This window comes from Bacillus sp. OK048, from assembly GCF_900103525.1.
Taxonomy (GTDB): domain Bacteria; phylum Bacillota; class Bacilli; order Bacillales; family Cytobacillaceae; genus Neobacillus.
Window position 1 is genome coordinate 100291 of the sequence record NZ_FNHN01000004.1, and the last position, 26366, is coordinate 126656.

The following is a 26366-nucleotide window of genomic DNA, read 5'->3' on the forward strand; positions in this document are numbered from 1 at the left end:
AGGAAAAAGATATTTGAATAGAGTTGAAATTTTCTTCATTAGTTAATACTTATCGATTAATATTTGACTAAATGAGTGGAGACAAAACTCCACTCATTTACAAGTATTTTGCCGTAATAGACTCCTTGCAGTTTTTCAAATCTGCAGGTGGTCCTTCAAAAAGAATCTGTCCGCCTCTGCTGCCACCCTCAACTCCTACATCAATAATCCAATCGGCATTACGAATGACATCGAGGTTGTGTTCGATGACAATAACGGTGTTGCCTTTGTCAACAAGACGGTTAATAATGGCCAAAATGCCAGTAATATCGGACATATGCAAGCCAGTTGTGGGCTCGTCCATTATATAGATATTGCCCTTTTTACTTAATTCCTTGGCAAGCTTTAAGCGTTGACATTCTCCACCGGATAGGGTGTCTAACGGCTGTCCAAGTGTCATATAATGCAGACCGACATCGACGATATTCTTCAGTTTGTTTTTTATTTCCTTTTGAGTAAAGAACTCAACAGCTTCTGCGATTGTCATTTCAAGCACGTGGACAATGGTCTTGCCATTATACTTATACTCCAAAACATCATGTTTAAATCGTTTGCCGCCACATTCCTCACAGATCGTTTCAACCGAATCCATAAAAGAAAGATCTGTTTCTATATAACCTCGCCCTTTACAAGACTCGCAGGCACCCTCGGAATTGTAACTGAATAAGCCGGCACTTACCTTGTTTTCTTCAGCAAATAATTTACGAATTTGATCCATAATTCCAGTATAGGTCGCCGGATTTGATCGTAAATTTGCGCTGACTGCGGACTGGTCAATCATGATGGCATCATTAAATTCTTTCGCAAAGACACCATTAACGAGTGTAGATTTGCCGGAACCGGCGACACCTGTAACAACCGTGAATATACCTTTAGGTATTCTTAAACTGACATTTTTCAAATTGTGTAAACTACTCTTTTTCGTTTCATAGAAATCTTTGCTTGTCCTTGGATCACTATTTATTGGCAGGCTCTTTCCAATAAATTCTCCTGTAAGTGTCTTGGAGTCTAGAAGGTCGGTATAGCCACCCTCAAACATGATCCTTCCGCCGTTTTTACCAGCTTGCGGCCCCACATCAACAATATAATCCGCAACCTTTATCACATCTGGGTCATGCTCAACCACAATCACCGTATTGCCTTTATCCCGTAATTTTATCAATAGTTCGTTAAGCCTGTGAACATCTCTGGGGTGTAATCCGATGCTTGGCTCGTCGAAAATATACATGACATCCGTCAAGCTGCTTGTGAGGTGCTTGACCATTTTAACACGTTGTGATTCGCCACCCGATAATGTAGAGGTTTCCCTATCCAAGCTCACATAATCAAGCCCAATTTGAATTAAATCATTCAATCGCTCAGTTAGATTTTTGATAATAGGATGTACGTTTTGATCATTAATTTTTTTGATTAATTCCAGTAGCTCATCCACCTGCAGAGCCATAAAATCGGCAATTGAATACCCCGTGATTTTCGACGATAATATACGATCGTTAAATCGTTTGCCCCCGCAATCATGGCACTGTTTTTCAGTAGTAAAGGGAGCAATTTTCTTCTTTGACGACTCCGACTTTTCAAACTCTGTTTTGATGTACTGACTTATGAATTTCTCAACGAGACCTGCATAGGTGGTGTTCATTCCTTCAACGATGGCCGAATTGATTTTCTCTGGTTTACAGTATACAAGTTTGTCATATTCCTCTTCCGAATAATCCTTGATTTTCTTGTCACAATCGAAAAAGCCTGATCCAGCATACATCTTCCACTGCCAATTACCAGGTTTATAGCCCGGCAACAAAATCGCCCCTTCGTTTAACGACTTTTCTTTATCCAACGCTTTGTCAAGATCAAGTGTTACGATCCTTCCGATCCCCTCACAGGTCTTGCACATTCCATGTGGGTTATTAAACGAAAAATAGGAGGATGGACCAACATGCGGCTCTCCGATTCGTGAAAACAACAGCCGGAGTAATGGATTAATATCCGTTATAGTGCCGAGAGTTGAACGAGAGTTACCGCCAATCCTTTTTTGATCAACAATAATCGCGAGCGACAGGTTTTCAATGGCATCCACATCCGGATGACCATACTTAGGTAAGTATATTTGTACAAATTTGCTAAAGGTTTCATTCAATTGCCGTCCAGCCTCCTGGGCAATTGTTTCAAATACAATCGATGACTTGCCTGACCCGGACACTCCAGTAAAAATGGTTATTCTCTTCTTCGGAATGTTCAAACTGATATTCTTTAGGTTATTCGCACGTGCACCTACTATCTCGATATACTCATGGTTCATAGTTAGCCTCCTTATACAGAAAAAAATTTTGTCTCACTTTATTTTTAATGTTAGCAAAAAAGCGTCTCCACTTATAGTAGAAACGCTATTCTTAAGTGATTTTTTGGAAAATGCCCTTTGTAACTCTTTGCAATAGACTATTTAAAATTATTTCAATAGCTTTTTTCTCCAATCAAGGCTTTATTGCTCGATTCTTCTACCATGTTTCTTAAATCTGCCCCAGACGGGTTCTGGAATACTCTTAGTCCAAACTCTGGTGCAACGGCAAATAGATGGTCAAAGATATCAGATTGTACCGTTTCATACACTGCCCACTGTACGGAATTTGTAAATCCATAAATTTCTATCGGCACCCCGTGTTCATTATGTGCAAGTTGTCTTACCATTAAGGTCATATTCTGATTGATTCCATCGTGATTTTTGAGGTAATTGCTGATATATGCCCTAAAAACACCGATATTGGTAAGCGCCCTCCCATTCACAGGATTATTTCGATCGATTTGATTTTTCGCATTGTACTCCGAAATTTCCCTTTCTTTATGAATAATGTAGTCCGAAAGGTAATCAACATTTACAAATTTCTCAATCATCTCTTCGGTGCAAAACGTGATACTACTTGTATCGATATTTAAAGAGCGCTTAAGTCGTCGGCCTCCTGAGCTTTGCATCCCTCTCCAATTGATAAAAGAATCGGAAATAAGGGCATAACTTGGAATCATCGTAATCGTTTTATCAAAGTTTTGAACCTTAACCGTATTTAAAGAAATATCAATAACGTCTCCATCCGCTCCATATTTTGGCATTTCAATCCAATCACCAACCCGAACCATATCATTGGACGTTAACTGAATTCCGGCAACTAATCCTAATAACGAATCTTTAAAGACTAACATCAAAACGGCCGAGAGAGCACCAATCCCACTTAATAGAAGAAGAGGACTCTTACCGATTAAGTTGGAAATCACTAAAATGATCCCTACAGTCATAATTATAATGTTAACCACCTGAATATATCCTTTGATCGGCTTAACCTTGGATATATCAAAGGTTTGATAAATATCATTAAATGCATTAAGTAAGCTTTGAATAAACACTAAACCGACAATAATGAAATAGGCAATGGCCAATTTTTCAATAATTGATTGATAGGTTGGAAAGGTTGAAGAAAACGAATAAATAATAATCGCAGGAACAATATGGGATAACTTTCGAAAAACTTGTCTTTCCAAAATGATTTTACCCCACTTGACTTTGGAGTTTGTCACGACACGAGTAATGATCCGAATCACGATTTTCTTTGAAATAAAATTTGCTGCAATACAGATAAGCCCTATTAGTAGAATCTTGATGATAATCGAAAGATATTCTACTAATCTAGGATCTAGTTCCATATCCAGAAGTAGATTATTAATGAATTGCATCTGTTCTCCTCCGTTTTAATTTGAGTCATAAGCAACTTTACGGGTAAAGTATCTAAACTGTCAATTCCTCTTTATCAGTAACGAAAAAATGGTTCCTTAGACCTCGGCCAAATGGATTTGTTCATTTGTTGTTGGAAACAAATGACTAAGGACAAAGAATGAAATTGCAAGGATTATCAAGGCTTTGAATACGAAAATACCCTGATTTCATTAATGAAATCAGGGTCGGAGTAGTAGTGGATTACACCTTCCAAATAAGTTGCGCAACACATACAACGTGCATCATCACAATATTCCAATACAATTACGCAGAATTATGCTCGTTAGCTCCACTTTTATTTTCCACAAAATTCCACACCATAAAACTATGGGAGCACAATATAACACCATGTAAAACAATCAACGATAGTAATGTGCAATTTTTGATTTTTTCTCGAAGCATACAAAAAAAAAAGCCAATTATTGCATCAACTTCTGAATCAATTCTTTTCCCCGCTCGGAACTTATCACTTTTTTATATAGATCATCTTTTGTGATATTTCCGTAGTCCGTTTTAACAAGTACCTGGCTCCCTTCAACCAGAGGTTAGAGCCGAACAGGCATTAAGTAAAAATACCAATGATATACTGGCTAAAACGGTGATCATTTTCTTCAATTATCTTCACTCCTACTTTTGACAACTTTCCAAAGTCATTGTTGCTGATGGATCTGACTTGGGTTTACCATCCAAATCAAATGCTGAATAAGCTTTAATAATCTTATAGGTCTCTGCCATGGCCTTGTGTGGCCTTAAAAGTCCATGTTAGTTGGAGCTTATCCCCCTGGAATTGGTTTTGATCTTTATCGTTATTAAGGAAATTGAACCTCACTACCAAATTAACGACATAATTCCCATACCTAATTTCTGTTTCAATCCTATGTTTACTCCTCCTTAAGTTTTTCCCCATTTACTGGGCGTTTATTTTTGAACGCCTTATAAGTTGGAGTTTTATAAACTGATTCGAACAGGATAATAGGCTAAAAAACTTTTGTTCCTTCATTTTTTTCTTTACTTTCAATACCCCTTAGGGCCTGCCAAATAGTAAAACCTGCATGGCAGAGTAACAACACTCCCGGTAGAATAAGAAGTAAGGCGCTACCCTCACGTGAATTGGCAGATTGAGCGATATAACCGATATAGGGAATTGTAAACCCCGTATAGATGCCCACGATATTTTGGGGAAGAACGGGTTCCATATCCGGTGCATTGTTGTTATCGCCTTTTGTAATATATTGCTTCTCCGCCCCTTTTACCTTGAAAATTCGGTGGGTAATCAGTATTCCGTCACTTGTTTGATAAGTAACGATCTCCCCTTTATTAAAATGGATTTGTCCACTAACCGGCTTAATAGCGATAATGGAGCCCGTTTTTATCTTTGGTTCCATAGATCCGGACAGAACCGTCTTGAGCTGATAACCGAAAATTCCCGATCCTTCACCCGATGCTTTCGAAGAAATGAAGACAAATATTGTCGTGATTAACACAATGAACAACAGTGCTGTTATTGTGTTACTGATCACTTTCAAAACCTTTTTTCCATACATTGTTTTACACCCTTTTGTCCGTATTTGATTACTGTAGATCTTTTCGCACAGCTTTGATAATTACTCACCTATTCCTTCTTCATTGCATCATCTGTGTTGGACTTGCGTATGTAGAACCTAGATTGACAATTCTAATTTCGGTGCGCCTCGGTTTCGGAGATTTTGTCTTTTTCCAAAGAAATTGAATTCTCTGGATCCGAGTGCTTTACGTCCATTTCCCCTTGCGACGATCTAAACGTATCGCTTGATCCGGAACCCTCCATGCTTGTTTCTATTTGCTCAGCTTCTAAGTTCGTTTGGCGGGCCTGCTTATCGGCATCTTGATTTTTATCCGGCTGAATATCAACATACTCATTTGACTGTTTCTGATTGTTATTAAACCGCTTAGCGGCAGAAATGGTTCCTTGTATCTTTTCTTCATCTTTGAAATACGCCGTTGTAGGTGTCGTTAGGAAACATACCATAAAAAAAAGTAGATAGGTGATGATAAGAAGTTGGATTGATAAAGTGATACACCATTTCTTAACTTTTGAAAACTGGCAATATTGCTTCATCAAAACGGGCGCTTTTCTCTTCATTAAATTGCCACCTTCACGTTTAAAAAGTTTTTATATTTGTTCCCCCCCCTGTGCCAGGCCACCCCCCGCACAGAAGGTATATCCGGAAATCTTACTTATTTCCAGACCTCAATCATTGCATCGGCATATGCTTTTAACTGTTATACGCCTTCGGAGAGATCACACTCGTATCTTTTTCATGAAATCTACTGATTGGTTAGCTTGGCAACTCACAAATAGAAGAATCTTCCATCAGAAGTTTACAAGATGCGTAAATATGATGATGCCTCTATTAAATATGTAATAAATTCTTTTAGACCTTGGTGTTAATTCTATGCATTCCTAAATAAATATTTTGCCAATTATTGCTGTTATAAAAAAAATTTTATCGACAATCCCCTTCATGCAACTTGTTTAATAGATAGGATTCGACGTATTTAATGGTTACCTTTCAAAGCATTTGTCAATTGTTCTTGGATTTTGACCTGTTTTGTAGTGATATTTTAGTATAAATAACTTGCCAATGTCTTTAATGATCAAGAAATTTAGAGCCTAATATTTTATGCTCTGGGAAATGGCAAGCTATGGAATAGTTAGGAAAGTCGATTGTTACTGAATGTGAAATGAAATACTAATCTAAGAATGTCTGAAATTGCAGAGTCGGAGGATAAAGGACATAATTTTACCAAGGAGAATATTGCTCATATGATGTCACTATGATCATTGCCACTTTTTATTGATTCGAATTGAGCTATTATTGGTAAGGATGCCTAGTGCACCCCGAATTATCTTGGTTCACAGAATATTCCACAGACACAAAAAGTTTCTCAGAAGCAAAAACAATATCTTTCGAAATTTACCAACACCTGACATGTAGCACCGCATAATTGATAGAATTGAAAAAAGTTCTTCCATATTCGTTTTTTTATAATAACCTCCAAAAATATAAATAGATTAAACATATATTCTATCTATACACCGTATTTGAGAGTCTTCCCAGGTACGGATAAACTTTTTGAATTATGTGGTGTGTGAATACACAAGAATAAAAAATTGCCTTTTACTTTTGAATTTGTAGACTTCTCCATAGATTCCTTTCAACCCCTTTTTACAGCCAGCATTTTGGTATCAAAACAATAACGTTAAACATTAACCAATAAAATTAAACTACATCACATAAAATCGTAAGCGGTGAGATATTAGGTTAATTATCATAACTTGTTCAATGAAGGAAAAAAAGCAATTGAACACTTAGAAACAGAGTTGCCATGCAAGCCATGGGATCGAATCTAGTTGGTATTGATGTAAATGAGCACATATTTCAGATTCTAATTTTTACATTCATCCGGCATGACTTAAGAAAAGTACTAATAATGTTTATTTATTTTTATGACTGAATCCTCTATTATTCTTTTTTTTTCGATAAAAAATATTTAATAAGTACAAAAATAAAGAAATTCAAATTATTTCAGTAAAAGATATCTTGTTGGTTTTCTTTATAAAGAAAATTGAATTCTCTCGTTGAGAGGTACTTTATTCTTAAAGATTAAAGTATTCACAAATATTATACTAAATCCCAATATTTCAATTTTATGTAGGTATTTGTAAAACTGTTCTGTGGTTTCGTGACATAATATGACTGAAAATTCCCAATTTTACACTTATACTAAGACTTGCTTTACCAAATCTATTAGGGGGTGTAAATAGTTGAGGAAAAGGACTTTGAAAGACAAATTAGTAGTTTTAGCGACCGGTACAGCACTTGTAGCATCAACCTTGTTCACTGGTCTAGGCTCGCCTATCTTTGCTGAAACTGTAAACGAAGAGTTAATCCAGCAAGAAGAAAGCTTCTCAGTTGTCACACTTGAAATTCCTAACGAAGCAGCAGCAAAAAAAATCAGGGAACTCGAAATCGATTTTGATCACGGGATCCATGAGCACAATGGAGTGTGGGAAGTAGAAGCAGTCGTTACTCCATCGGAAGTTAAGCTGCTAGAGAAACTTGGAATTAAAGTGACGGAAACATTAATGACTGAGCAGGTATGGGAAAAAAGAGTAGATGAAAGAAACAGAACGGTTCAACGGAATGCAGGTCTAGCTGCTCAGGAAGAAACGATGCAAATTCTTCGTGCAAATCATTACACGAACCAATCAGCAACCTTCCTTTACGTTGAAGCGAAATCCAGTGTTGGAGAAGTAGCGGGAACAGTACTAACCGCTCGCTGGACAGAGAATGGCGTAGAAAAATCGGCAACATTAGCAAAAAGAAGTGATTATGGGGCGTATCTATACCACTATTTAGAACTGCCTATAACAGGCATTCCATCAACTGTTACAATTGTTAGTAATAAAGGAGCAACTGGGACAAGTAATGTAACAGAATGGCTTGGCGGGGAAAGGCCTGAGCCAGGTGAGCACTATGTAACTGGGTTTGTTGATCATTATATGACGCCTGCAGAAATGAATGCCAAAATGGATCAATTGGCGGCAGAATTCCCTGAGCTTGTAGAGATCGTTGTAATGCCAAATAAATCAAATGGCTACAGACGTCATGCACAGGCATTAATGGGAACTCTTACAAATGCTTCCGTTTCTGTTACATCGAAAGCTTGGGGACATGAAGGCGGTAACGGTGTTGAAGTCAGCTTCGTGAACCCTAATGCAGCAAATCGCACTATAAATGTAATCAAGACAGATAAAAAGATTGTTGTTCAATTGGCAACAGATTCTTCTGGCAAGATTACAAGTACTGCTAAACAAGTTGTTGATGCTCTAAACAAGGATGCCAGCGACCTTGTTTCGGCAACGACATACCGTGGAAACAGCGGAACTGGAGTTGTTGGGGCACTAACGGCAAAATTAACTGATGGCCTAAAAGCTCCTGCAGAGGTTTCCCGTGAGCCTATGACGGTAAGAGCATTCCGTATAGGTAAAGTTCGAGATGGTTCTAAACCGGGTGTACTTGGTTACTCACAAGAACATGCTCGTGAATGGGTTACACCGCTTGTTTCTATGGAATCGGCAGAGCGTTTGCTGAGAAACTATGCTCATGACGAAGAAACAAGAAAACTGGTCGATAATCTTGATATTTTCATCGTTCCAACGGTTAACCCTGATGGTGCCAATTACAGCGTCTACGACTACAATATGCAGCGCAGAAACATGACAAATCACTGTGGACCAGAAGGATCTTCAGATTATAATGCCCGCAACAGCTGGGGTGTCGACCTTAACCGAAATCACTCTATCGGGTCATTATTCGATGGTTTTATCGGTGCTTCAACAAGCTGTACAAGTGACACATTTGCAGGGCCTTCTGAAAACTCTGAGCCTGAAGCAAAGAATCTCGTATGGTTAGCGGATCAATTTGATAACCTTAAATTCTCTATGAATATCCATAGCCATGGCGGCTACTTTATGTGGTCTCCAGGTGCATATGATGCAAACCGTGTAATGCTCCCTCGTCCAACAGCTGGGGAAGAAGCATTTTATTGGAAAGCATCTGAACATATCCTAAAGGTTATTCAGGATCACCGCGGAACGGTCATTCAACCAACACGGACAGGCCCAATTCCTGATGTATTGTATTCCGCTGCAGGTAACTCAGCTGATTATTTATGGTATGCAAAAGGCATCTATGCTTGGAACTTTGAAGTAGGTGCACCATTATGGAATGGTAGAAGTTGGGTTTCTGTCGGATTCCAGCCTGTTTATACAGAAGGTCATGAAGAGGCGATGGAATTTGCAAATGGATTTATCGGAATGCTTGAAGTGGCGTTAGAACAAGCTGGGGATAAGACAAACCCTGAATCAAAGGCTGTACCTGGAAGTGGAAGATATGCTAAACCAGTTGAGGTGGATATTGAAACAAGTGAACCGGCTACTGTTTATTACACATTAGACGGAAGCCGCCCAACGTTTGATTCAGCTAAAATTCAGCTTTCTGGAATTCGTGAGGGTGCAGAAAAACTAAAAATTGATGCCACTACAACGATTAAATACTTCTCCGTCGATGCGGCAAGGAATGTTGAAAATAATTACGATCCAAAAGGTAAAGATAATAACTATAATTCTGTAACACTTACAATTGGCGGCGACCAAACTAAAGAGCCTGGAGCTGCAGACTTAATAGCCCTTGTAAACCGCTTTGACAAAGAAGGCGGATTCACAAATACTCCGGCTGTTCGTCAGCTAACAACACATTTAAGTGCATTAGAGGTTTATGAAAAACAAGGGGCTACTGAAAAAATTCTAAAGCATTTGGGAACCTTTAAGACATTGCTTGACAGCCAAAAGAAAACTGGCGTGATTTCAGAAAAGGCATATAATTCTATCCTTGCCTACGCTGACTATTTAACTGTGAAGTGAGACACTAGTTTTGAAATTGATAGAGTAATGGCCCACAACTAAAAATGGTGCCACTGCTAAAGCATCCTAGCTTTATCCGCTAGTGGACAAGCTATCTCCTTGTGACAGTTCACCTTGTCACAAGGGGATAGAATCAATAATTTAAGGAATTACGGATTTAACTCCTCAAATGGAATCTCAACCATGATGAGGGGACAAAAATACGCAAAAATTATGAGGGGGAATTATTAATGGGTTTTAAGAAAAGTTTAGGAATGGGCATTATGTCTGGAATGTTGGGTCTAGCACTAGTAGGTGGAGCTACATATGCTTACTTTAGCGATACCGAAACATCAACTTATACATTTGCTGCGGGAACATTGGATTTATCTGTTAACCCTACTGAGTTCGTTAATCTGGATAATCTTAAGCCTGGAGATTCTATGTCTCGTACTTTTGAACTTATTAACAAAGGTTCCCTTAATATCAAGGACGTGACATTGAAAACAGATTATACATTGATTGATGCAAAAGGGGATAACACTGAAGACTTTGCTAAGCATATCCAAGTGGAGTTCTTATATAACATGGATAAGTTAAATGAAGTAGTTTATGAAACAACATTAGCTGACTTAAAAAACATGACCCCGGATGCAGTTGCGGATAATATTTTCGGTAACAATGGACTTGCTGTTGGTGATTTGAATGATCTGGTTGTTAAATTCAACTTTGTTGATAATGGTAATGATCAAAATCAATTCCAAGGTGACTCTTTAAAACTTACTTGGACATTTGTAGCTAACCAAATGGGTGGCGAGGAGAAATAAGGTTTAAATTAAAGGAAGGGTATTCACCGAAAGACTTGCCTTTTGGTGGGACCCTTCTCTTATGAATTTAAGTTTAAGAGATAGATTACTAGACTTGTATTGTTTGACCAAATTGGAATTCGAGCCTCATTATGATGTGTTTGCAATTTTATAGTATCTCTCTATGGAATGATTACACCACTCTTGAATCTTGAGAAGAGGGACGTAGGAAAATGGATCATAAAAAAATGAAGGGAGGTGATTTGCAAGCGCTTTCCCATTAGGTTGCTTAAGAGGCACTTCCCTTTAGTTACATAGGAATTGAGGTTAAATAAAAGGTTCTTGGATTTCTTTGTAAAATGATACGGGTATGGCTGCCTTAAGAGCCTTGTTAAGAATTTGGGAAGAGTGGAAAGTTTACCACGCTGCTAATGTTTTCAACTTAAAGGCGCGGAATGTTACAAAAAGGCAAGTATTAGACTGAAAAAAAAAACAAAGGGAGGATTATGATGAAAAGGTTTGGTTTGAAAAAAAGTTTTGTCATGGCGATCATAATGGCACTTCTGCTTGGTACGAACCTAATGAGTTCTACGGCTGCGGAAAATCGAATTTTCAATGATATGCCACATACAGGAAATGTTTTCGCGGACATGGAAAAACAAATTGATTATTTTAAAGAAGATGGGAATATCCGGAATGATATCGCGGTCCGTACCTTAAAAATGCACCTTAGCGGAGTAGCTCTTTTTCAAAAACAAGGACAGACTGACAAGGTAATTAAGCAAATGCAGAGTTTTAAACGCCTGCTTGATAATCAGAAAAGCAACGGAGGCATTTCCGGAATAGCGCATGATGTTCTGAATACGTACACGCAATACGTGATTGGAAAAATTAATGGTCCATTTAACTCTGATAATGTTATGCAGCATATCAAACATCTAAGTGTTGATATTGGGCCAAGGGAGGCAGGCAGCGACGGAGAGAGAGCAGGTGCTGAATACATTGAAAGTGTGTTGAAAAGTTACGGCTATGAGACCAAAATCGAGGAAGCCCCAAGAAGCAATCGGACAGAATTGCTGCTTAAGGTACTCTCTGATAATAACAAGATCATTCCATTAAGGGCAGTTAGCAATGCCCCGCAAACGACCGGAAACGGGATCACTGGAAATCTATATAATGCGGGTACAGGCCAACCGGGTGATTTCACTGCGGCAGCGAGTGGCAAAATCGCTTTAATACAAAATGGTGGAATCACTGCCGGGGCCAAGGCGACCAACGCAATGGCTGCAGGTGCGATAGGTGTCCTTATATATGACAACCAGGATCGTTTTACCCTTCCATCTGTATCCCTAGGCACCGTACGCCCTAACATTCCGGTTGGGGCAATTACCAAGAAGGATGGGGAAGCATTTGTTTCTCAACTGTCAAAGGGAAATGTGGAAGTCCAACTTTCAATTAAAACACTTACGAATCAAAAAACAGTCAATGTAATCGCTGTTAAAAAGCCAAAAGGCGTTGCAAATCCTGAAATATATTACATTGGCTCACATTTGGACAGTGTTCCATTCGCGCCAGGTGCCAATGATGACGCCTCTGGAACGTCTACACTAATGGAGTTGGCAAGGATCTTTAAGGACTATGATGGCGATAAAGAATTACGCTTCGCTGCATTTGGGGGCGAAGAACTTGGATTTGTCGGCTCGCGATACCATATCGGTAATTTGTCACAAGATGAAGTTAACAGAACAAAAGCTCAGTTTCAGATGGATATGACTGGTACCGCTTGGGTTCCTGCCTCGCAACTTTTTATTAATACTGTAGATGGGAAATCGAATCTTGTTTCGCAATCAACACACCAGGCTGCTGAAAAACTAGATATTAATAAAGATTTATTGCCTGTTCATATGTTGAGTAGGTCTGATCATGTTCCATTCCACGAGAAAGGGGTATCTTCAGCACTGTTCATATGGATGGAACCTGGAACACCACCTGGGGGAGCTAATATCGAGCCTTATTATCACTCGTTAGAGGATAAAATAGAGCATGTTAGCCCTGAAAGATTACAACTTACCGGGGATGTAGTTTTTAAAGCCATTTCTGATCTAATTGGTTTCCAGAAAAATAGTGGTAAGAATGAAGATGCATCACTAAATAAAGCTTCATAGATTCATAGTCAAACAGATGAATGCCTGGCGAACAGCGTGATTCCTAAGGAATCTCCAGATAAGCAACCAAATATCCTTGGGAAGCCCCAAGGATATTTGATATTTTAATAACTTGATTTCAATTGCCAGCATGGGTTTAATAATTAAAGAATCTAATTGTTGTATTTGCTTCGGTTACATTATTTAATGCTTTCGCTATGTCCCTTTTTCATTAAATGGCTCAACGTAGTTCTTGAATATTTTCTTCATAACATCTTCCACAATCGAGCCGAATAAGAGGAAGATTGAAGAATGTAAAATAGCTATAAAAATCAACTTGATTTTTATAGCTATTTGTCTTGCTTTAATATCTTTTACTCAAGCTGCCGTTTCTAATCTCCAGTACAATATCAGCATATTCCGAAACAGAAGCCGAGTGAGTAACAATATTATTCTTTTCTCCAATAAATATTTTCCGCCTTGTGATTGATTCCATCTATCCAAACAGAAGCTAAGGGTTAGTTGCCTTCTTTTAAAATGAGCTGCGAGATACACTCGACGTGCGCCGTCTGCGGAAACATATCCACAGGCTGTATATATTTGACTTCATATTTGGCACTTAACATTTGAATATCTTTTGCCAACGTGGATGGGTTGCATGAAATATAAATAAGCTTTTCTGCTTCTGACTGCAAGATGGTTTGGATTAATTGTCCGTCAAGGCCTGTCCTAGGTGGATCGACGATGATGACATCTGGCTTCCAACCCTTTTTTACCCATTTAGGCAGGACTTCTTCTGCTTTTCCTGGTACATACTTTGTATTGGTGAACCCGTGGCGCTTTGCATTTTTCTTAGCGTCCTCAATCGATTCCGGAATTACATCCATTCCACGCACTTCTGCCGCCTGATCTGCCAGCCATAAGCCAATCGTTCCCACTCCACAATAAGCATCGATTATCTTTTCCTTACCTGTCAGTGCCGCAGCATTTTTCACTTCATTATAAAGCTTAATAGTTTGCACAGGATTCAACTGAAAGAACGTTCTTGCTGAAAGCTCAAATTGCAGGTCACCCAATGTTTCTTGGATAAACTCTTCTCCTGCTAACGGCATGGTTTCCTCGCCAAAAATCAGCGACGTTTTTTGCTCATTGACGTTTTGGACGATTGATTTCACATTTGGAAGACGTTTTTGAATTTCCTTGATAATCTGCTCTTTCTTCGGTAATTCTTTTTGATTCGTAATGAGCACAACCTGTAGCTCGCCACTTTGCACTCCTACGCGGGTAACTATCGTTCTAACAATGCCTTTGCGTGACTTTTCATTATAAATCGTTATTTTTAGCTCTTCGAGAATTTTTTTAACTGCATTAACCGCTTCATTCGTTTGGGAATGCTGGACAGCACAATGTTCAATATCGATGAGTTGATGCGAGTTCAGACCATACAATCCCGCCAACACCTTGCCGTCCCTTCCTGCAAGTTGAAAACTGCTCTTGTTGCGATAGCCCCATGGGTCATCCATACCAATGGTTTCACGGATATCGAGTTGATCAACGGCAAGTCTCGTATGCCGTTCAAGTGATTGGATGACAATATCACGTTTTTCTTTCAATTGCTGGTCATATTTTAAATGCTGCAACTGGCAGCCTCCGCATTGTTCATATACCGGACATGGCGGCTGAACGCGATGCGGTGATTGGATGCGAATCTTTTTTATTTTTGCCTCTGCAAATTTAGGATTGATCTTAGTTGCCTCGACCACTACCTCTTCACCTGGCAGTGCACCAGGCACAAATACTACCTGCTTTTTAAAATAACCGACCCCTTCACCATTAATACCAAGTCGTTTGATGGTAAGTGGAAATGTTTGATTTAGTTGGATTTTTATTGATTGATCTGTTTTCATATTGTTCTCACTCCAAATTTCGCTACCGTTTGATTTCACCGTATTATAGCATTATTTACAGAGAAAAGCCGAATTCATTCGAATCCGGCATCCCTTTTTATCATTTTTACTTTCTCCAGAAACTTGGAATGAGATGGGAAAGCCCTTTCTTTTTCTGGGGAAACTCATCAAGGCTTTTAAATTTATAGCCTTTCTTTTTCAAATCTATTATTACTTTTTCAAGGGCATCGGCATTATCCTTCGAAACGGTGTGCAGGAGTAAAATACACCCTGGGTGGATTTGTCTCATGATGTTGTCATAGGAATATTGCCACCCCCTTTGCGCATTGGTATTCCAATCCACAAATGCCAACGACCAGAAAACATGAGTATAACCTTCTTCTTTGGCAATCTGCATCGTGTGCTCACTAAAAACACCTCTTGGCGGACGCAAATAACTCATGTTCTTTTGACTGGTAATTTCTTTTGTTTTATCCTTCACTTTTTGAAGTTCTTCACGAATTCGCTCATCACTGATTTGTGTCATATTCGGATGGTGCCATGAATGGTTTCCGATGATATGTCCTTCATCGACCATTCGCTTCGACAATTCAGGTTGAGATTCTAAATAATGCCCAGTTACAAAAAAGGTTGCCGGTACTTTTTCCTTTTTTAGTACATCCAAAACTTTACCTGTATAGCCTGCCTCATACCCATTATCGAAGGTAAGATATAAGGTCTTTGAATTTGGATCGCCCTTATAAAAGGCTCCATATTTTTCAAGTGTTTTTTCATACTCTGCCCCTGCATCAGGCTGCTGTTCATTAACAGCTTTCTTAAATCCCCAGCTTATCGGCTTATTGGGAGCATTACCATATGTAACCTGTGGCACCATTAACAACAGCAAACTAAGGATGCATAGTAATTTTTTCATCCATGTTCCCCCTATTTGTTTTTTATAGTGTTTGTTTCAAGTTGGGAAACATGATTAGTATATTAAGGAAAAAGGATGGGCTGCACCTGATTCGGATACAACCCCCCCAACAAAAAAAGAACAGACCCCCAATTAAATGGAGCCTGCCCGCCAAACCTATTTATACACTCGATCTTTAAACTGTGTTAATTTTTCTAACGAGGATTTGTCCACATCTGCATGTAGGCTGTTTCCGTGTGAGTCCATGGTGACGACGGCTGTGAAGCCCTCCACTCGCAGGTGCCACATCGCTTCAGGAATACCAAATTGCATCAGGTCTACGCCTTCGACTCCCTTGATACAATCTGCATAATACTGTGCTGCTCCGCCGATCGCATTCAGATAAACGCCGCCGTGCTCTTTAAGAGCAGCTAATGTCTTAGGACCCATTCCGCCTTTTCCAATAACAGCACGAATACCAAATCTCTTCATAATGTCGCCTTGGTAAGGCTCCTCACGAATACTTGTTGTCGGACCGGCTGCTTTTACATGCCAGATGCCTTCCTTATCTTTTAACATAACAGGGCCGCAGTGGTAAATAACTTGGCCATTCAAATCAACGGGTGAATCGTGATCAGATAAGTATTTATGAATTGCATCACGGCCGGTATACATCATACCGTTAACTTGGACAACATCGCCGACCTTTAATTCACGAATTTGTTCTTCAGTGATTGGTGCTTGAAGGCTGATGACCTTCTCTGAAATAGCAGCTGCCGCTTCTTTTTCAGCTTCTGTTTGGGCAAAGTCAATGAACTCACCATCTTGGTACATCCACTCATTAATTTCTCCTGACACTGGATCCACACTTACGCCTAAACGACGGAAAGCCCAGCAATTGTACGCAACGGATACATAAAAGCTCGCTGGAATCCGGTTCATAACTCCAACCTTACATCCTAACAAAGTTGCTTCTCCACCAAAGCCCATTGTTCCAATACCCAATTTATTAGCATTTTCTAATACGTACTCTTCTAACTTGCGCAAGTCTTCGTTTGGATTCACGTCATCTAAAGAACGGAATAACTGCTCCTTTGCTAAATCATAGCCAGATGAACGGTCACCGCCAATACCTACGCCAATGAAGCCGGCACTACAGCCTTGTCCTTGAGCCTGGTAAACGGAGTGCATCACACATTTACGAATGCCGTCAAGGTCACGCCCTGCTCTGCCTAGTCCTTCTAGTTCACATGGCAAACTATACTGGATGTTTTTATTTTCACAGCCGCCGCCTTTTAAAATCAGACGAACGTCGATATAATCTTTTTCCCATTGATCAAATTTAATAACCGGTAAACCTGCTCCAAGATTGTCTCCACTGTTCTCTCCTGTAAGTGAATCTACAGAGTTAGGACGAAGTTTACCTTCTTTGGTTGCGATTACAATTGCATTTTTAATGGCTTCTTTTAATTCCAATTGATTCACACCAACAGGAGTTTTAATTTTAAATGTTGGTAATCCTGTGTCCTGACAAATAGGTGATACTTGATCATCTGCCATTTTTATATTATTGGTAATGGTAGCGAGGCTCATCGCTGCGCTTGTTCCTGCGTTTTCCTGCTCCTTTGCCGCTTTAACTGCACGGCGGACATCCTTTGGAAGCTTCGTAGACGTTTCCACGACTAACGTGTACATGCTCTCCTGAAATTTCTCGATATTCACCTAAAGTACCCCTTTCCCCTTGCCCGATTCGTAATCTATTTAAAAATTACAACTATTTGACAAATATTATTATACTCCTATAAACGACCGATTTAAAGTTAAAGGTTTCACTCATAAAAAAGAGCCTGTAGTTAAACAGACTCTGGCGTTTCACGATGGTTAAATTCCTTGCACTTTGATTCTAACTCATCAATCATTTTGATTAAGTTGTCGATATCATCAAGATCCGTATTCTCTGGATCAATTGCATCCAATACATCTAGAAACATGTTCAATCGTTGCTTTAAAAAATCTACTTGTGAATTTTTATCATGTGTCGGACTACCCAAATTGTATCTCCCCCTTCCATCCCAATATCCTAGCACTTTCCGCCAATCATTTCAAAAAAAGAACTCCCTATAAGGAGTTCTTTCCCCTAAATCATCTTGGTCTTTCTGAAGCAGCAAAGCCAAATGATACGTAATCTTGTACTGGAATCCAGGCACCGATTCCTTGTGAGGTTACATTTTTAATGACGATGATTTTCTTATTCCCCTTAAGCATTAAGTAAACTTCCCCATAGGTTACTTTGCCTTTTTCATTTACTGCAGGTGCGTATGCGTATAAGTATCCTAAGCGATTAACAGGGATATTGTAGACGTGATCATTCTTCGTTCCGCCGCCTATTATGGTATCAAAGGAAAGCGGGAGGCGTGTTTTTTCCATAGCCTTTAACAGCATCATTTTTTTAACATCTTCGGCGTTGGCAATTTTAGCCGTCAACCCGCCGCGAATAATCTTTTGTGCTTCTTGAACATAATGAATTTGGTAGGGAACGTTCCCACCGCGGTTGTCGTAATAATTGGTATTAATTTTTTGATATTCCCAGTTAGGAGATGTTTCTGTGGATTCATAATTTAATGGCCACTGACCTAGATAGACGATGGCTCGATAACCAAGTGCAAAAGGGGTGCTGTTGATGCTCGACTCATTTAGCATCCGGATTAAATCTGGGTTTTCAATTTTAACCTTTGACGAGTCAATCAGCTTCTTTGTTAGCTCACTTGGCTGCAGGGTCGGTAAGTCCTGTGTTGAATTGGGATAGGTATTTTCCTTGGTAATATTGCGAACCGAAGGAGGAACTTGATAGGTTGCAGGTTCCTTTTTAGCATTTGCATTTTCAGCCGATGCCGTAGGAAGAAACACGAACAGTAAAAGCAGTGTTGTGATCACAGGGATAAATTTTTTCACAAAGAAAAACTCCTTTCGCACTATAGCAGTAATAAGTCTGCTCATAGTGTTTTCGGAGTTGAAAATTTTTATCCATTTCAGTGAAAAGTTTCAAAATTTCTCCTGAAAAAATGAAAAAATCTTAAAACTTTTCCCGAAAAATTCATCTAATAATTTTCCTGATAACTGCTTTCGATTAGTTTTTTCAGTAATTTTTCAAAATAAGGAAAGCAAAGTTGGACAAATGGTCCAATCAAAAGGGTAATGATGATGGTACCAAATCCAATCGGGCCTTTAAGAAATAGGGCTGGAATTAAAGCGATGATTTCCGCTATAGTTTTTGCCGTCATTAAATTTACTCCAAGACGTGTCCTAATCGCCATCATAAAAGTATCAATTGGACTTGATGGGAACTTGGCCTGCAAGTATATAGCTGCTCCAACCCCAATTATGAAAAGCCCCACAATTAAGGTGACTAATTGTATAATAAATCCATTAAATTCCCATGATTCAAATACAATTAGAATCCAAAAGTCGACCAATGAACCAATAAAGATAATCGTTAGAAGCGATAATATTTCCGGTCTTTTTTTTAGCAAAAGAGCATTAACAAACAGTAAAACAGCTCCATCAATAATGACCCATGTTCCAATCGTTAAGCCAATCCATTCCGTCAAAGCCACATTCAAAGCATCCCAGGCACCAACTCCAAGCTCTGCTTTGATGGTTAAACATATACCAAAGGTCATAATAAATAATCCAAAAACAAAGAATAAAGAACGATAAAATAATGCCATTTTTTTCTCCTTAAAAAATAATAATCAGAACATTTACAAAATTGAAATAATAAGTTATACTAAACTTACCTTTAAAAAAGGAGGGCAGTAATCAATCGACCCACCATTTACCAGTAAGGAGGTTGGGATTCCACTCAGATATGATATTCAACACTCGTGTTTTTCATTTATAAAATAACATGAAGGTTGGTGATTGATGGTCCCAAGAAATGCGATTGGTTTTACCCATATAGAATAATGTTTACTATTATAGCACAGTTAAATGCCTTACTCTTACATCGAAAAAAATAATAAAAAAGACTCCGAGCCTATATTGGCTTAGAGTCTTTTTTTATCGTTCATAGTAGGAAGAATCCTATCCCCATTATGAAATAGGCAGCAAGTAACGTCAGTCCCTCAAACCAATTCGATTCACCGTCATTGGAGATAACCACTATGAGCAGGACTGAGGTTACCATTGCAATTAATTCAGGCATCGTAAATACGAGCGGCATCGTTTTGGTAAAGAAGAGTGACAGGAGAACTAGAACAGGTGCAACAAACATGGCTACTTGCAGAGTCGATCCTATCGCAATCTCAACCGCAATTTCCATTTTATTTTTAATGGCCATGAGAACCGCTGAAGCATGCTCGGCTGCATTACCAACTATCGCTACAATTATTACCCCAATAAACAACTCAGTCCATCCAAAGGATTCTGCTACGTATTCAAACGTATGAACAAGATTTTCAGAAATATAAGCAACGGCTAAAGTAGCAGCCAATAGAACGCCAATTGCCTTGCCCTTGCCCCATTCAGGTTCTTCCTCGTGATGTTTTTCTGCTTTCTCACTTTGATAGACTCCGCGATGGGTAACCAATTTAAAGAATAGCGCTGCAAGATAAAGCAGAATTAAAATAATGGAAATCCCAATACTTAGTGTTAATGTCTTGGACTCATTCATTTCCATCGAAAAAACTTCTGGAATGACAAATGCAACGATGACAGCGAACATGAGCAGACCCGAGTTATGCCGGGCATCATGTACGTTAAAAGTCTGCCTTTTAAATTTCAAGCCGCCGATAAAGAAAGATAATCCCGCAACAAGGAGCAGGTTACCAAGTACAGATCCCGTTAATGATGCAAGAACTACCCCTACTAATCCTTCTCGTAATGCAAAGATAGAAATGATAAGTTCCACTGCATTCCCAAAAGTAGCATTTAACAGTCCACCGACTCTTGGTCCTGCAACAATGGCAAGACTTTCAGTCGCTCTCCCCATATAACTGGCAAGGGCAATGATGGAAACACAATAAATGATAAAGAGTATCATGGTTGGCCAATGCATGAGCGTCCCAATAACGGAAAGTGGAACACCAATAATAGTAAGGAGCATAAATACTTTTCCCAAATTATTCCCTCCTAAAGATAAAAATTGTGAAAATATTAGGCTACGTTAAAGAGATTGTTGATTTTAAAACCTGTTGATTTGAGCGGAAGGCGCTCGACTCCTCGAAAATGCTACGCATTTTCTTCGTGCGGTGATTATTCGAGGGAGTAAATTCAAAGTCCTGCGGGAGGACGGGGCTGGGGAGACCCCGCAGGCGCTTCAGCGCCGAGGAGGCTCCCCGGACCGCCCGCGGAAAGCGTAGCGCCTGGAGCTCAAATCAACTGCCAAGTTTAAAAAAGAACAGATTTTTTTACTTGCAAATGCTTTGTTTTCTCGTTACCATCTTCAATGTAGCCATTTTATGGTGTTACCAATCAATAAATAACGAGGAATCTATTATGAATAAAAATAATTCTCGACTCTGGATTTTAGTAACGATTGTTGCCATTTCTGGTTTTTCACAAGGAATGCTTTTGCCCCTTATCGCGGTTATTTTTGAAAAAGGCGGAGTATCGTCATCCCTTAACGGGTTAAACGCAACTGCACTCTATATCGGGATTCTGCTTGTTTCACCTTTTATGGAAACACCTCTTCGAAAATATGGATATAAACCAACGATTATTCTTGGAGGCGGGCTTGTGGTCCTTGCCCTGGCAATGTTTCCTTTGTGGAAATCCTTTTGGTTTTGGTTCTGTTTACGGGCGCTGATTGGTATTGGTGACCACGCCTTGCACTTTGCCACTCAAACTTGGATTACTTCCTCCTCCCCAACTGAAAAAAGAGGCCGGAATATTTCACTGTATGGATTATTTTTTGGTATTGGCTTTGCGAGCGGACCATTGATGACACCTCTTGTAAACGTCAATGAATCACTGCCCTTTATTGTTTCTTCCATCTTCTGCTTAATCGGCTGGCTATTTGTTTTTGTACTTAAGAACGAGTTTCCAGAACAGGAAGTTGGGATTAATTCATTTTTCAACACCCTGAAGCGCTTTAGTAAAACGATGAAATATGGCTGGGTAGCCTTCCTCCCGCCTTTCTGCTACGGTTTCTTAGAATCCTCTTTAAATGGCAGTTTTCCGGTTTATGCGTTACGAATGGATATTGACGTAGCAAGTGTTTCACTCGTGTTAACAGCCTTTGCGGTTGGTGCTGTCATCACACAGCTGCCATTAGGTGTTTTAAGCGATCAATATGGACGAAGAAAAATCTTAATGATTATTCTTTTACTTGGATTCTTAACTTTTACGTCTGCAAGTATTTTTGAACATTCATTTATCGGGTTATTCGTTTCCTTCCTATTATCAGGAATGGTTGTAGGCTCCACCTTTTCACTCGGTATCAGCTATATGACGGATTTAGTACCACGGAATCTATTACCTACTGGGAATTTATTATGCGGAATCTTTTTTAGTTTAGGCAGCTTAAGCGGACCGATAATCGGTGGGGTATTTATACAGTTTTCCAAAGGAATCAGTTTCTTTTATATTATCAGTACCATGCTGCTACTTTTATCCATCGTTATTTATGTTTTTGGCAAAAAAACTTTCCCGATGGTAGAGCAGCATAACTCCTAAGCTTTTATGGAGAAAATTTATATTCTTAACATAAAATGTATGATAAAATTAAGGTAATAAAATAAACCTTTGAAAGTCCGCTGTCATCACTTTGATGATAGCTCCACAGTCTGTGCTGTCATCTCCTTGATGACAGCTTTCGTGTTTTTTAAGGGTAGTGAAGATGATTATTTTTCTCAATTAGAATAGTACACTTGTCTCTAGACATATCGATAATTCGGGGAGGGAACATAAAATGAGTGCGGATGCGAAGAGATTATCCAAAGGGCTACCAAATGTAGGTATATTTGAAAAAATAAAACCACATGCAGAACTAATTGCAGCTGGTTTAAGCGGAGTATTCATTGCAGCAGGTTGGATAACGGACAAAATGGGGGATCATGTTACTTCGATCATCTTTTATTTATTGGCTTTTGTAATCGGCGGATTCGCTAAAGCCAAGGAAGGAATTGAAGCCACTTACGAAAACAAAGAGCTAAACGTTGAAATGCTCATGATCTTTGCTGCCATAGGTTCTGCGATTATTGGCTACTGGACAGAAGGCGCGATTCTGATTTTTATCTTTGCTGTAAGTGGTGCATTAGAAACCTATACAATGAATAAAAGTCATAAAGAGATCTCCTCGTTAATGAAGCTGCAGCCTGAAGAAGCCCTGCTAATTAATAATGGGATTGAACGGCGCGTGCCTGTTTCCGAGCTAAAGGTAGGAAATCAAATCCTTGTAAAACCAGGGGAAAGAATTCCTTCAGATGGAGTCATTAAGAATGGCTATACAAACATTGACGAAGCTGCTATCACTGGAGAATCTATGCCTGTTTCGAAAGGGCTGGATACAGAAGTGTTTGCTGGTACTGTAAATTTAACAGGCGCCATCACCGTGCAAACAACCAAAGCAAGCAATGAAACACTCTTTCATAAAATTATTGAACTCGTCCAATCGGCTCAAAGTGAAAAATCTCCATCACAGCAGTTTATCGAACGTTTTGAAGGAACCTATGTGAAAACAGTATTAGCTGTTGTTGTTATGATGATGTTCTTACCCTATTTCTTACTTGATTGGAGCTGGAATGAGTCGTTTTATCGGGCAATGATATTGTTGGTTGTCGCCTCCCCTTGTGCCCTTGTTGCTTCCATCATGCCAGCAACACTCTCTACCATTTCAAATGGAGCAAAAAGAGGGATTTTAGTAAAAGGCGGTGTCCATTTAGAGAACCTAAGCCACTTAAAAGCAATCGCCTTTGACAAGACCGGGACACTTACAAAAGGGAAACCTGAAGTTACCGATGTCATTGTAGATGAAACATTCGATAAAGATGAGTTATTATGGAAAGCTGCTTCCATAGAAAATCAGTCGAATCATCCTTTAGCACAATCGATTGTTAAATATGTGAAAGAACATAATAAGCAGGACCTTATTCAACCAGAGAATTTAGAAGATGTAGCTGGTTGGGGTGTAAAAGCGGAAATAAACGGAGAGCAGTGGAAAATTGGAAAAGCGGATTTCGTCGGGAAAGAAGCTGCCGTAGCTTTTGCTGATGGAAAAGCCGCTGAACTTGCCAGCAAGGGGAATACTCTTGTTTATGTCCAAGTTAATGGTGTTCTTGCTGCAATGATGGCTTTAAAAGATGTTGTGAGAGAAGAAACAAAAACTGCGATCGAACATCTAAGAAAACAGGGAATTTACACGGTTATGCTGACTGGTGATAGTGAGAAAACAGCACAGGCAATTGCTGATGAAAGCCATGTAGATCAGTTCTTTGCTGAATGTCTCCCTGAAGAAAAAGTGGAGCAGCTTAAAAAGTTGATGGAAAAATACGAAACGATCGCAATGGTTGGAGATGGAATAAACGATGCACCCGCATTAGCGATTGCAAATGTAGGGATTGCAATGGGGGAAGGCACGGATGTTGCCCTTGAAACAGCAGATGTCGTGTTAATGAAAAATGATTTACCAAGGATTGCTGAAGCTATTAATCTTTCAAAACGGATGAATCGGATCATCAAACAAAATGTTATTTTCTCGATAACCGTGATCATGCTGTTAATTTCATCTAACTTTTTTCAATTGCTTGATTTACCATTTGGGGTAATTGGGCATGAAGGCAGTACTATCCTTGTGATTCTTAATAGCTTAAGACTACTTAAAAATTAACAAACCGGGCTGTAAAAGCCCGGTTTTATTTAATGGTATCCGTTACTGCCGTTTGCAGAACTAGAGGTTTTATTTCCTTTACTTCCTTTACCTTTTTGCTTAGTGCCGCCATCTTTTTTTGTATGTTTTGCCATGATGAACCCCCTAATGATTGTAGTGTTCCCCATCTATATTATTGGCAAATACCTTCATGAAAAAGTCGAGTCATTTTTTAACAATTTGATTTGTTCTTTTCACTATAAAAGGCGTTAATTTCGCCGCCAATGATGATGATAAAACCAGATATGTATAACCAAATCAATAAAACAATAATGGCTCCAATACTTCCGTATGTTAGTGAAAAGTTACCGAAATTGCCAACGTAGAAGGATAACGCATAGGATGAAAGAATCCAACCGATTGTTGCAAATGCTGCACCAGGAAAAGCACTTTTGCAGCGTAATTTTACATTTGGGGCAATCCAATATAAACCGGTGAAAATAACAAATAATATAAGGGCGCTAACCACCAATCTTAACATATCCCAAATCTGAAGAAATTCACTTTTAAACCCTAAATAAGAAAAGAGAAATACCCCAATCTCCCTTCCAAATATCGGTAGCAACACAGCGACGATAAATACTAAGATCATCCCAAATGTCAGCAGGATGGCCATCCCTCTAGAAACGATAAAGGAACGACTTTCTTTCACATTGTATGCCTTGTTAAAAGCCCTAACTAAGGCATGAATTCCATTAGAAGCCGACCACATCGTCCCAATAATCCCAATGGAAAGCAATCCGCCATTTCGATTATTCATCACATAATTTACATTCTTTTCAATTAATTCCATTGTCTGCGGGGGTGCAAACTCGCGAATACTCCCAAGAATGTCATGATAGGGAATCTGCAAATAGGGCATTAACGTAAAAATGAATATAAGGAGTGGGAATAAAGAAAGCAGAAAAAAATAGGCAAGTTGGGCAGATTGCCCTGAAATATCATCTTCTTCAATTCGGTGCCATAGCAATTTCACTAAAGATTTTCGAACATTCACGGCCTTCTCCATTTCTTTACCTCTCCTTTACATGGAAACGAATCATCGAACCTTACTTCACGGCTGGTTCGTCCTCTACTTCGACCTCTTTCAATAAATCTTCCTCGAGTGTTGTTTCGGGATGTTCATAAAAGGTGCTTTGCGTCTCTTTAACCATCTCTTTTACCTGTGGGGTTAACTCACGAAGTTCGTCCACTTTATCAGTAATAAAAGAAATATCCTCGCTCACTTGTTCAATTGTGTTCCTAATTTTTTCAGTCGTTTCTTTTACATTTTCCGTGATTTCTCCAGGGTGCTTAACAACATAAGAAACTTGCTCATATGCTTTTTTCACATTTACCTTCATTGCCTGACGGGTTTGTTTATCCATTAAGCTTATTGCCCCACCCGCAATTGCTCCATATACTATACCCTTTAAAAATAGATTTCTAACCATTTTTTTACCCTTTCCTTTCAATTTGTTTTTATCATTCATTTCACTATGAAAAAAATACCAACATCCGTTCCTTT

General features: G+C 39.1%; 18 protein-coding genes and 1 pseudogene. 5 read left to right on the forward strand and 14 right to left on the reverse strand.

Annotated elements, in window-relative coordinates; translation table 11 throughout:
- Nucleotides 1-97 precede the first annotated feature (97 nt).
- From BLR86_RS09115 to BLR86_RS09135, 5 genes and pseudogenes are all read right to left on the reverse strand, one after another.
- Nucleotides 98-2335, reverse strand: a complete 2238-nt coding sequence (locus BLR86_RS09115) for an ATP-binding cassette domain-containing protein (RefSeq protein ID WP_090760538.1) — start codon at nucleotides 2333-2335, stop codon at nucleotides 98-100.
- Between the two features lie 152 nt (nucleotides 2336-2487).
- Nucleotides 2488-3756 carry a mechanosensitive ion channel family protein gene (locus BLR86_RS09120; RefSeq protein WP_090760540.1) on the reverse strand — a complete coding sequence of 423 codons (1269 nt, stop codon included), beginning with the start codon at nucleotides 3754-3756 and terminating at the stop codon, nucleotides 2488-2490.
- Between the two features lie 758 nt (nucleotides 3757-4514).
- A pseudogene (locus BLR86_RS09125) lies at nucleotides 4515-4625 on the reverse strand (TasA family protein); the annotation flags it as partial.
- Nucleotides 4626-4773: 148 nt separating this feature from the next.
- The gene (sipW, locus tag BLR86_RS09130) at nucleotides 4774-5340 is read right to left on the reverse strand and encodes a signal peptidase I SipW (RefSeq protein ID WP_090760544.1); all 567 of its coding nucleotides are present in this window, start codon (nucleotides 5338-5340) and stop codon (nucleotides 4774-4776) included.
- 131 nt (nucleotides 5341-5471) lie between these two features.
- Nucleotides 5472-5918: a hypothetical protein gene (locus BLR86_RS09135; RefSeq protein WP_090760546.1), complete on the reverse strand. Its 447-nt coding sequence runs from the start codon at nucleotides 5916-5918 to the stop codon at nucleotides 5472-5474.
- A gap of 1686 nt (nucleotides 5919-7604) precedes the next feature.
- Between BLR86_RS09135 and BLR86_RS09140 the strand changes: the two genes are divergently transcribed.
- From BLR86_RS09140 to BLR86_RS09150, 3 genes are all read left to right on the forward strand, one after another.
- Nucleotides 7605-10265 (forward strand): M14 family metallopeptidase, encoded by a 2661-nt coding sequence (locus tag BLR86_RS09140; protein WP_090760548.1) that lies wholly within the window; start codon nucleotides 7605-7607, stop codon nucleotides 10263-10265.
- Nucleotides 10266-10495: 230 nt separating this feature from the next.
- On the forward strand, nucleotides 10496-11071 hold the full coding sequence (locus BLR86_RS09145; RefSeq protein ID WP_090760550.1) for a TasA family protein: 576 nt from the start codon (nucleotides 10496-10498) through the stop codon (nucleotides 11069-11071).
- A 503-nt stretch (nucleotides 11072-11574) separates the two neighbouring features.
- Nucleotides 11575-13215 carry a M28 family peptidase gene (locus BLR86_RS09150; RefSeq protein ID WP_217642373.1) on the forward strand — a complete coding sequence of 547 codons (1641 nt, stop codon included), beginning with the start codon at nucleotides 11575-11577 and terminating at the stop codon, nucleotides 13213-13215.
- A 497-nt stretch (nucleotides 13216-13712) separates the two neighbouring features.
- Here BLR86_RS09150 and rlmD read toward each other — a convergent pair whose 3' ends face one another.
- The 7 genes from rlmD to cax form a co-directional block, all read right to left on the reverse strand.
- Nucleotides 13713-15101, reverse strand: coding sequence for a 23S rRNA (uracil(1939)-C(5))-methyltransferase RlmD (gene rlmD / locus BLR86_RS09155; RefSeq protein ID WP_090760555.1), 1389 nt, complete (start codon nucleotides 15099-15101; stop codon nucleotides 13713-13715).
- A gap of 106 nt (nucleotides 15102-15207) precedes the next feature.
- Nucleotides 15208-16014 (reverse strand): delta-lactam-biosynthetic de-N-acetylase, encoded by an 807-nt coding sequence (gene pdaA, locus BLR86_RS09160; RefSeq protein ID WP_090760557.1) that lies wholly within the window; start codon nucleotides 16012-16014, stop codon nucleotides 15208-15210.
- 156 nt (nucleotides 16015-16170) lie between these two features.
- Nucleotides 16171-17715, reverse strand: coding sequence for a fumarate hydratase (locus BLR86_RS09165; protein WP_090760559.1), 1545 nt, complete (start codon nucleotides 17713-17715; stop codon nucleotides 16171-16173).
- A 131-nt stretch (nucleotides 17716-17846) separates the two neighbouring features.
- Nucleotides 17847-18044 carry an SE1561 family protein gene (locus BLR86_RS09170; protein ID WP_090760561.1) on the reverse strand — a complete coding sequence of 66 codons (198 nt, stop codon included), beginning with the start codon at nucleotides 18042-18044 and terminating at the stop codon, nucleotides 17847-17849.
- 91 nt (nucleotides 18045-18135) lie between these two features.
- Nucleotides 18136-18945 carry a YfkD famly protein gene (locus BLR86_RS09175; protein ID WP_090760563.1) on the reverse strand — a complete coding sequence of 270 codons (810 nt, stop codon included), beginning with the start codon at nucleotides 18943-18945 and terminating at the stop codon, nucleotides 18136-18138.
- Nucleotides 18946-19091: 146 nt separating this feature from the next.
- Nucleotides 19092-19721, reverse strand: coding sequence for a YczE/YyaS/YitT family protein (locus BLR86_RS09180; RefSeq protein ID WP_090760565.1), 630 nt, complete (start codon nucleotides 19719-19721; stop codon nucleotides 19092-19094).
- Between the two features lie 338 nt (nucleotides 19722-20059).
- Nucleotides 20060-21112 (reverse strand): calcium/proton exchanger, encoded by a 1053-nt coding sequence (gene cax / locus BLR86_RS09185; RefSeq protein ID WP_175492834.1) that lies wholly within the window; start codon nucleotides 21110-21112, stop codon nucleotides 20060-20062.
- Between the two features lie 377 nt (nucleotides 21113-21489).
- Here cax and BLR86_RS09190 point away from each other — a divergent pair, with 377 nt between their 5' ends.
- Nucleotides 21490-22668 carry an MFS transporter gene (locus BLR86_RS09190; RefSeq protein ID WP_090760567.1) on the forward strand — a complete coding sequence of 393 codons (1179 nt, stop codon included), beginning with the start codon at nucleotides 21490-21492 and terminating at the stop codon, nucleotides 22666-22668.
- Nucleotides 22669-22903: 235 nt separating this feature from the next.
- The gene (locus BLR86_RS09195; protein ID WP_090760569.1) at nucleotides 22904-24820 is read left to right on the forward strand and encodes a heavy metal translocating P-type ATPase; all 1917 of its coding nucleotides are present in this window, start codon (nucleotides 22904-22906) and stop codon (nucleotides 24818-24820) included.
- Nucleotides 24821-25031: 211 nt separating this feature from the next.
- On the opposite strand, the gene BLR86_RS09200 is transcribed toward BLR86_RS09195, so the two are convergent.
- Both BLR86_RS09200 and BLR86_RS09205 read right to left on the reverse strand, forming a co-directional pair.
- Complete coding sequence (locus BLR86_RS09200) at nucleotides 25032-25868, reverse strand: YihY/virulence factor BrkB family protein (protein WP_090760571.1); 837 nt, start codon at nucleotides 25866-25868, stop codon at nucleotides 25032-25034.
- A gap of 40 nt (nucleotides 25869-25908) precedes the next feature.
- Entirely contained in the window at nucleotides 25909-26331 is a 423-nt protein-coding gene (locus BLR86_RS09205; RefSeq protein ID WP_254782284.1) for a YtxH domain-containing protein, read from the reverse strand.
- Nucleotides 26332-26366: the final 35 nt, after the last annotated feature.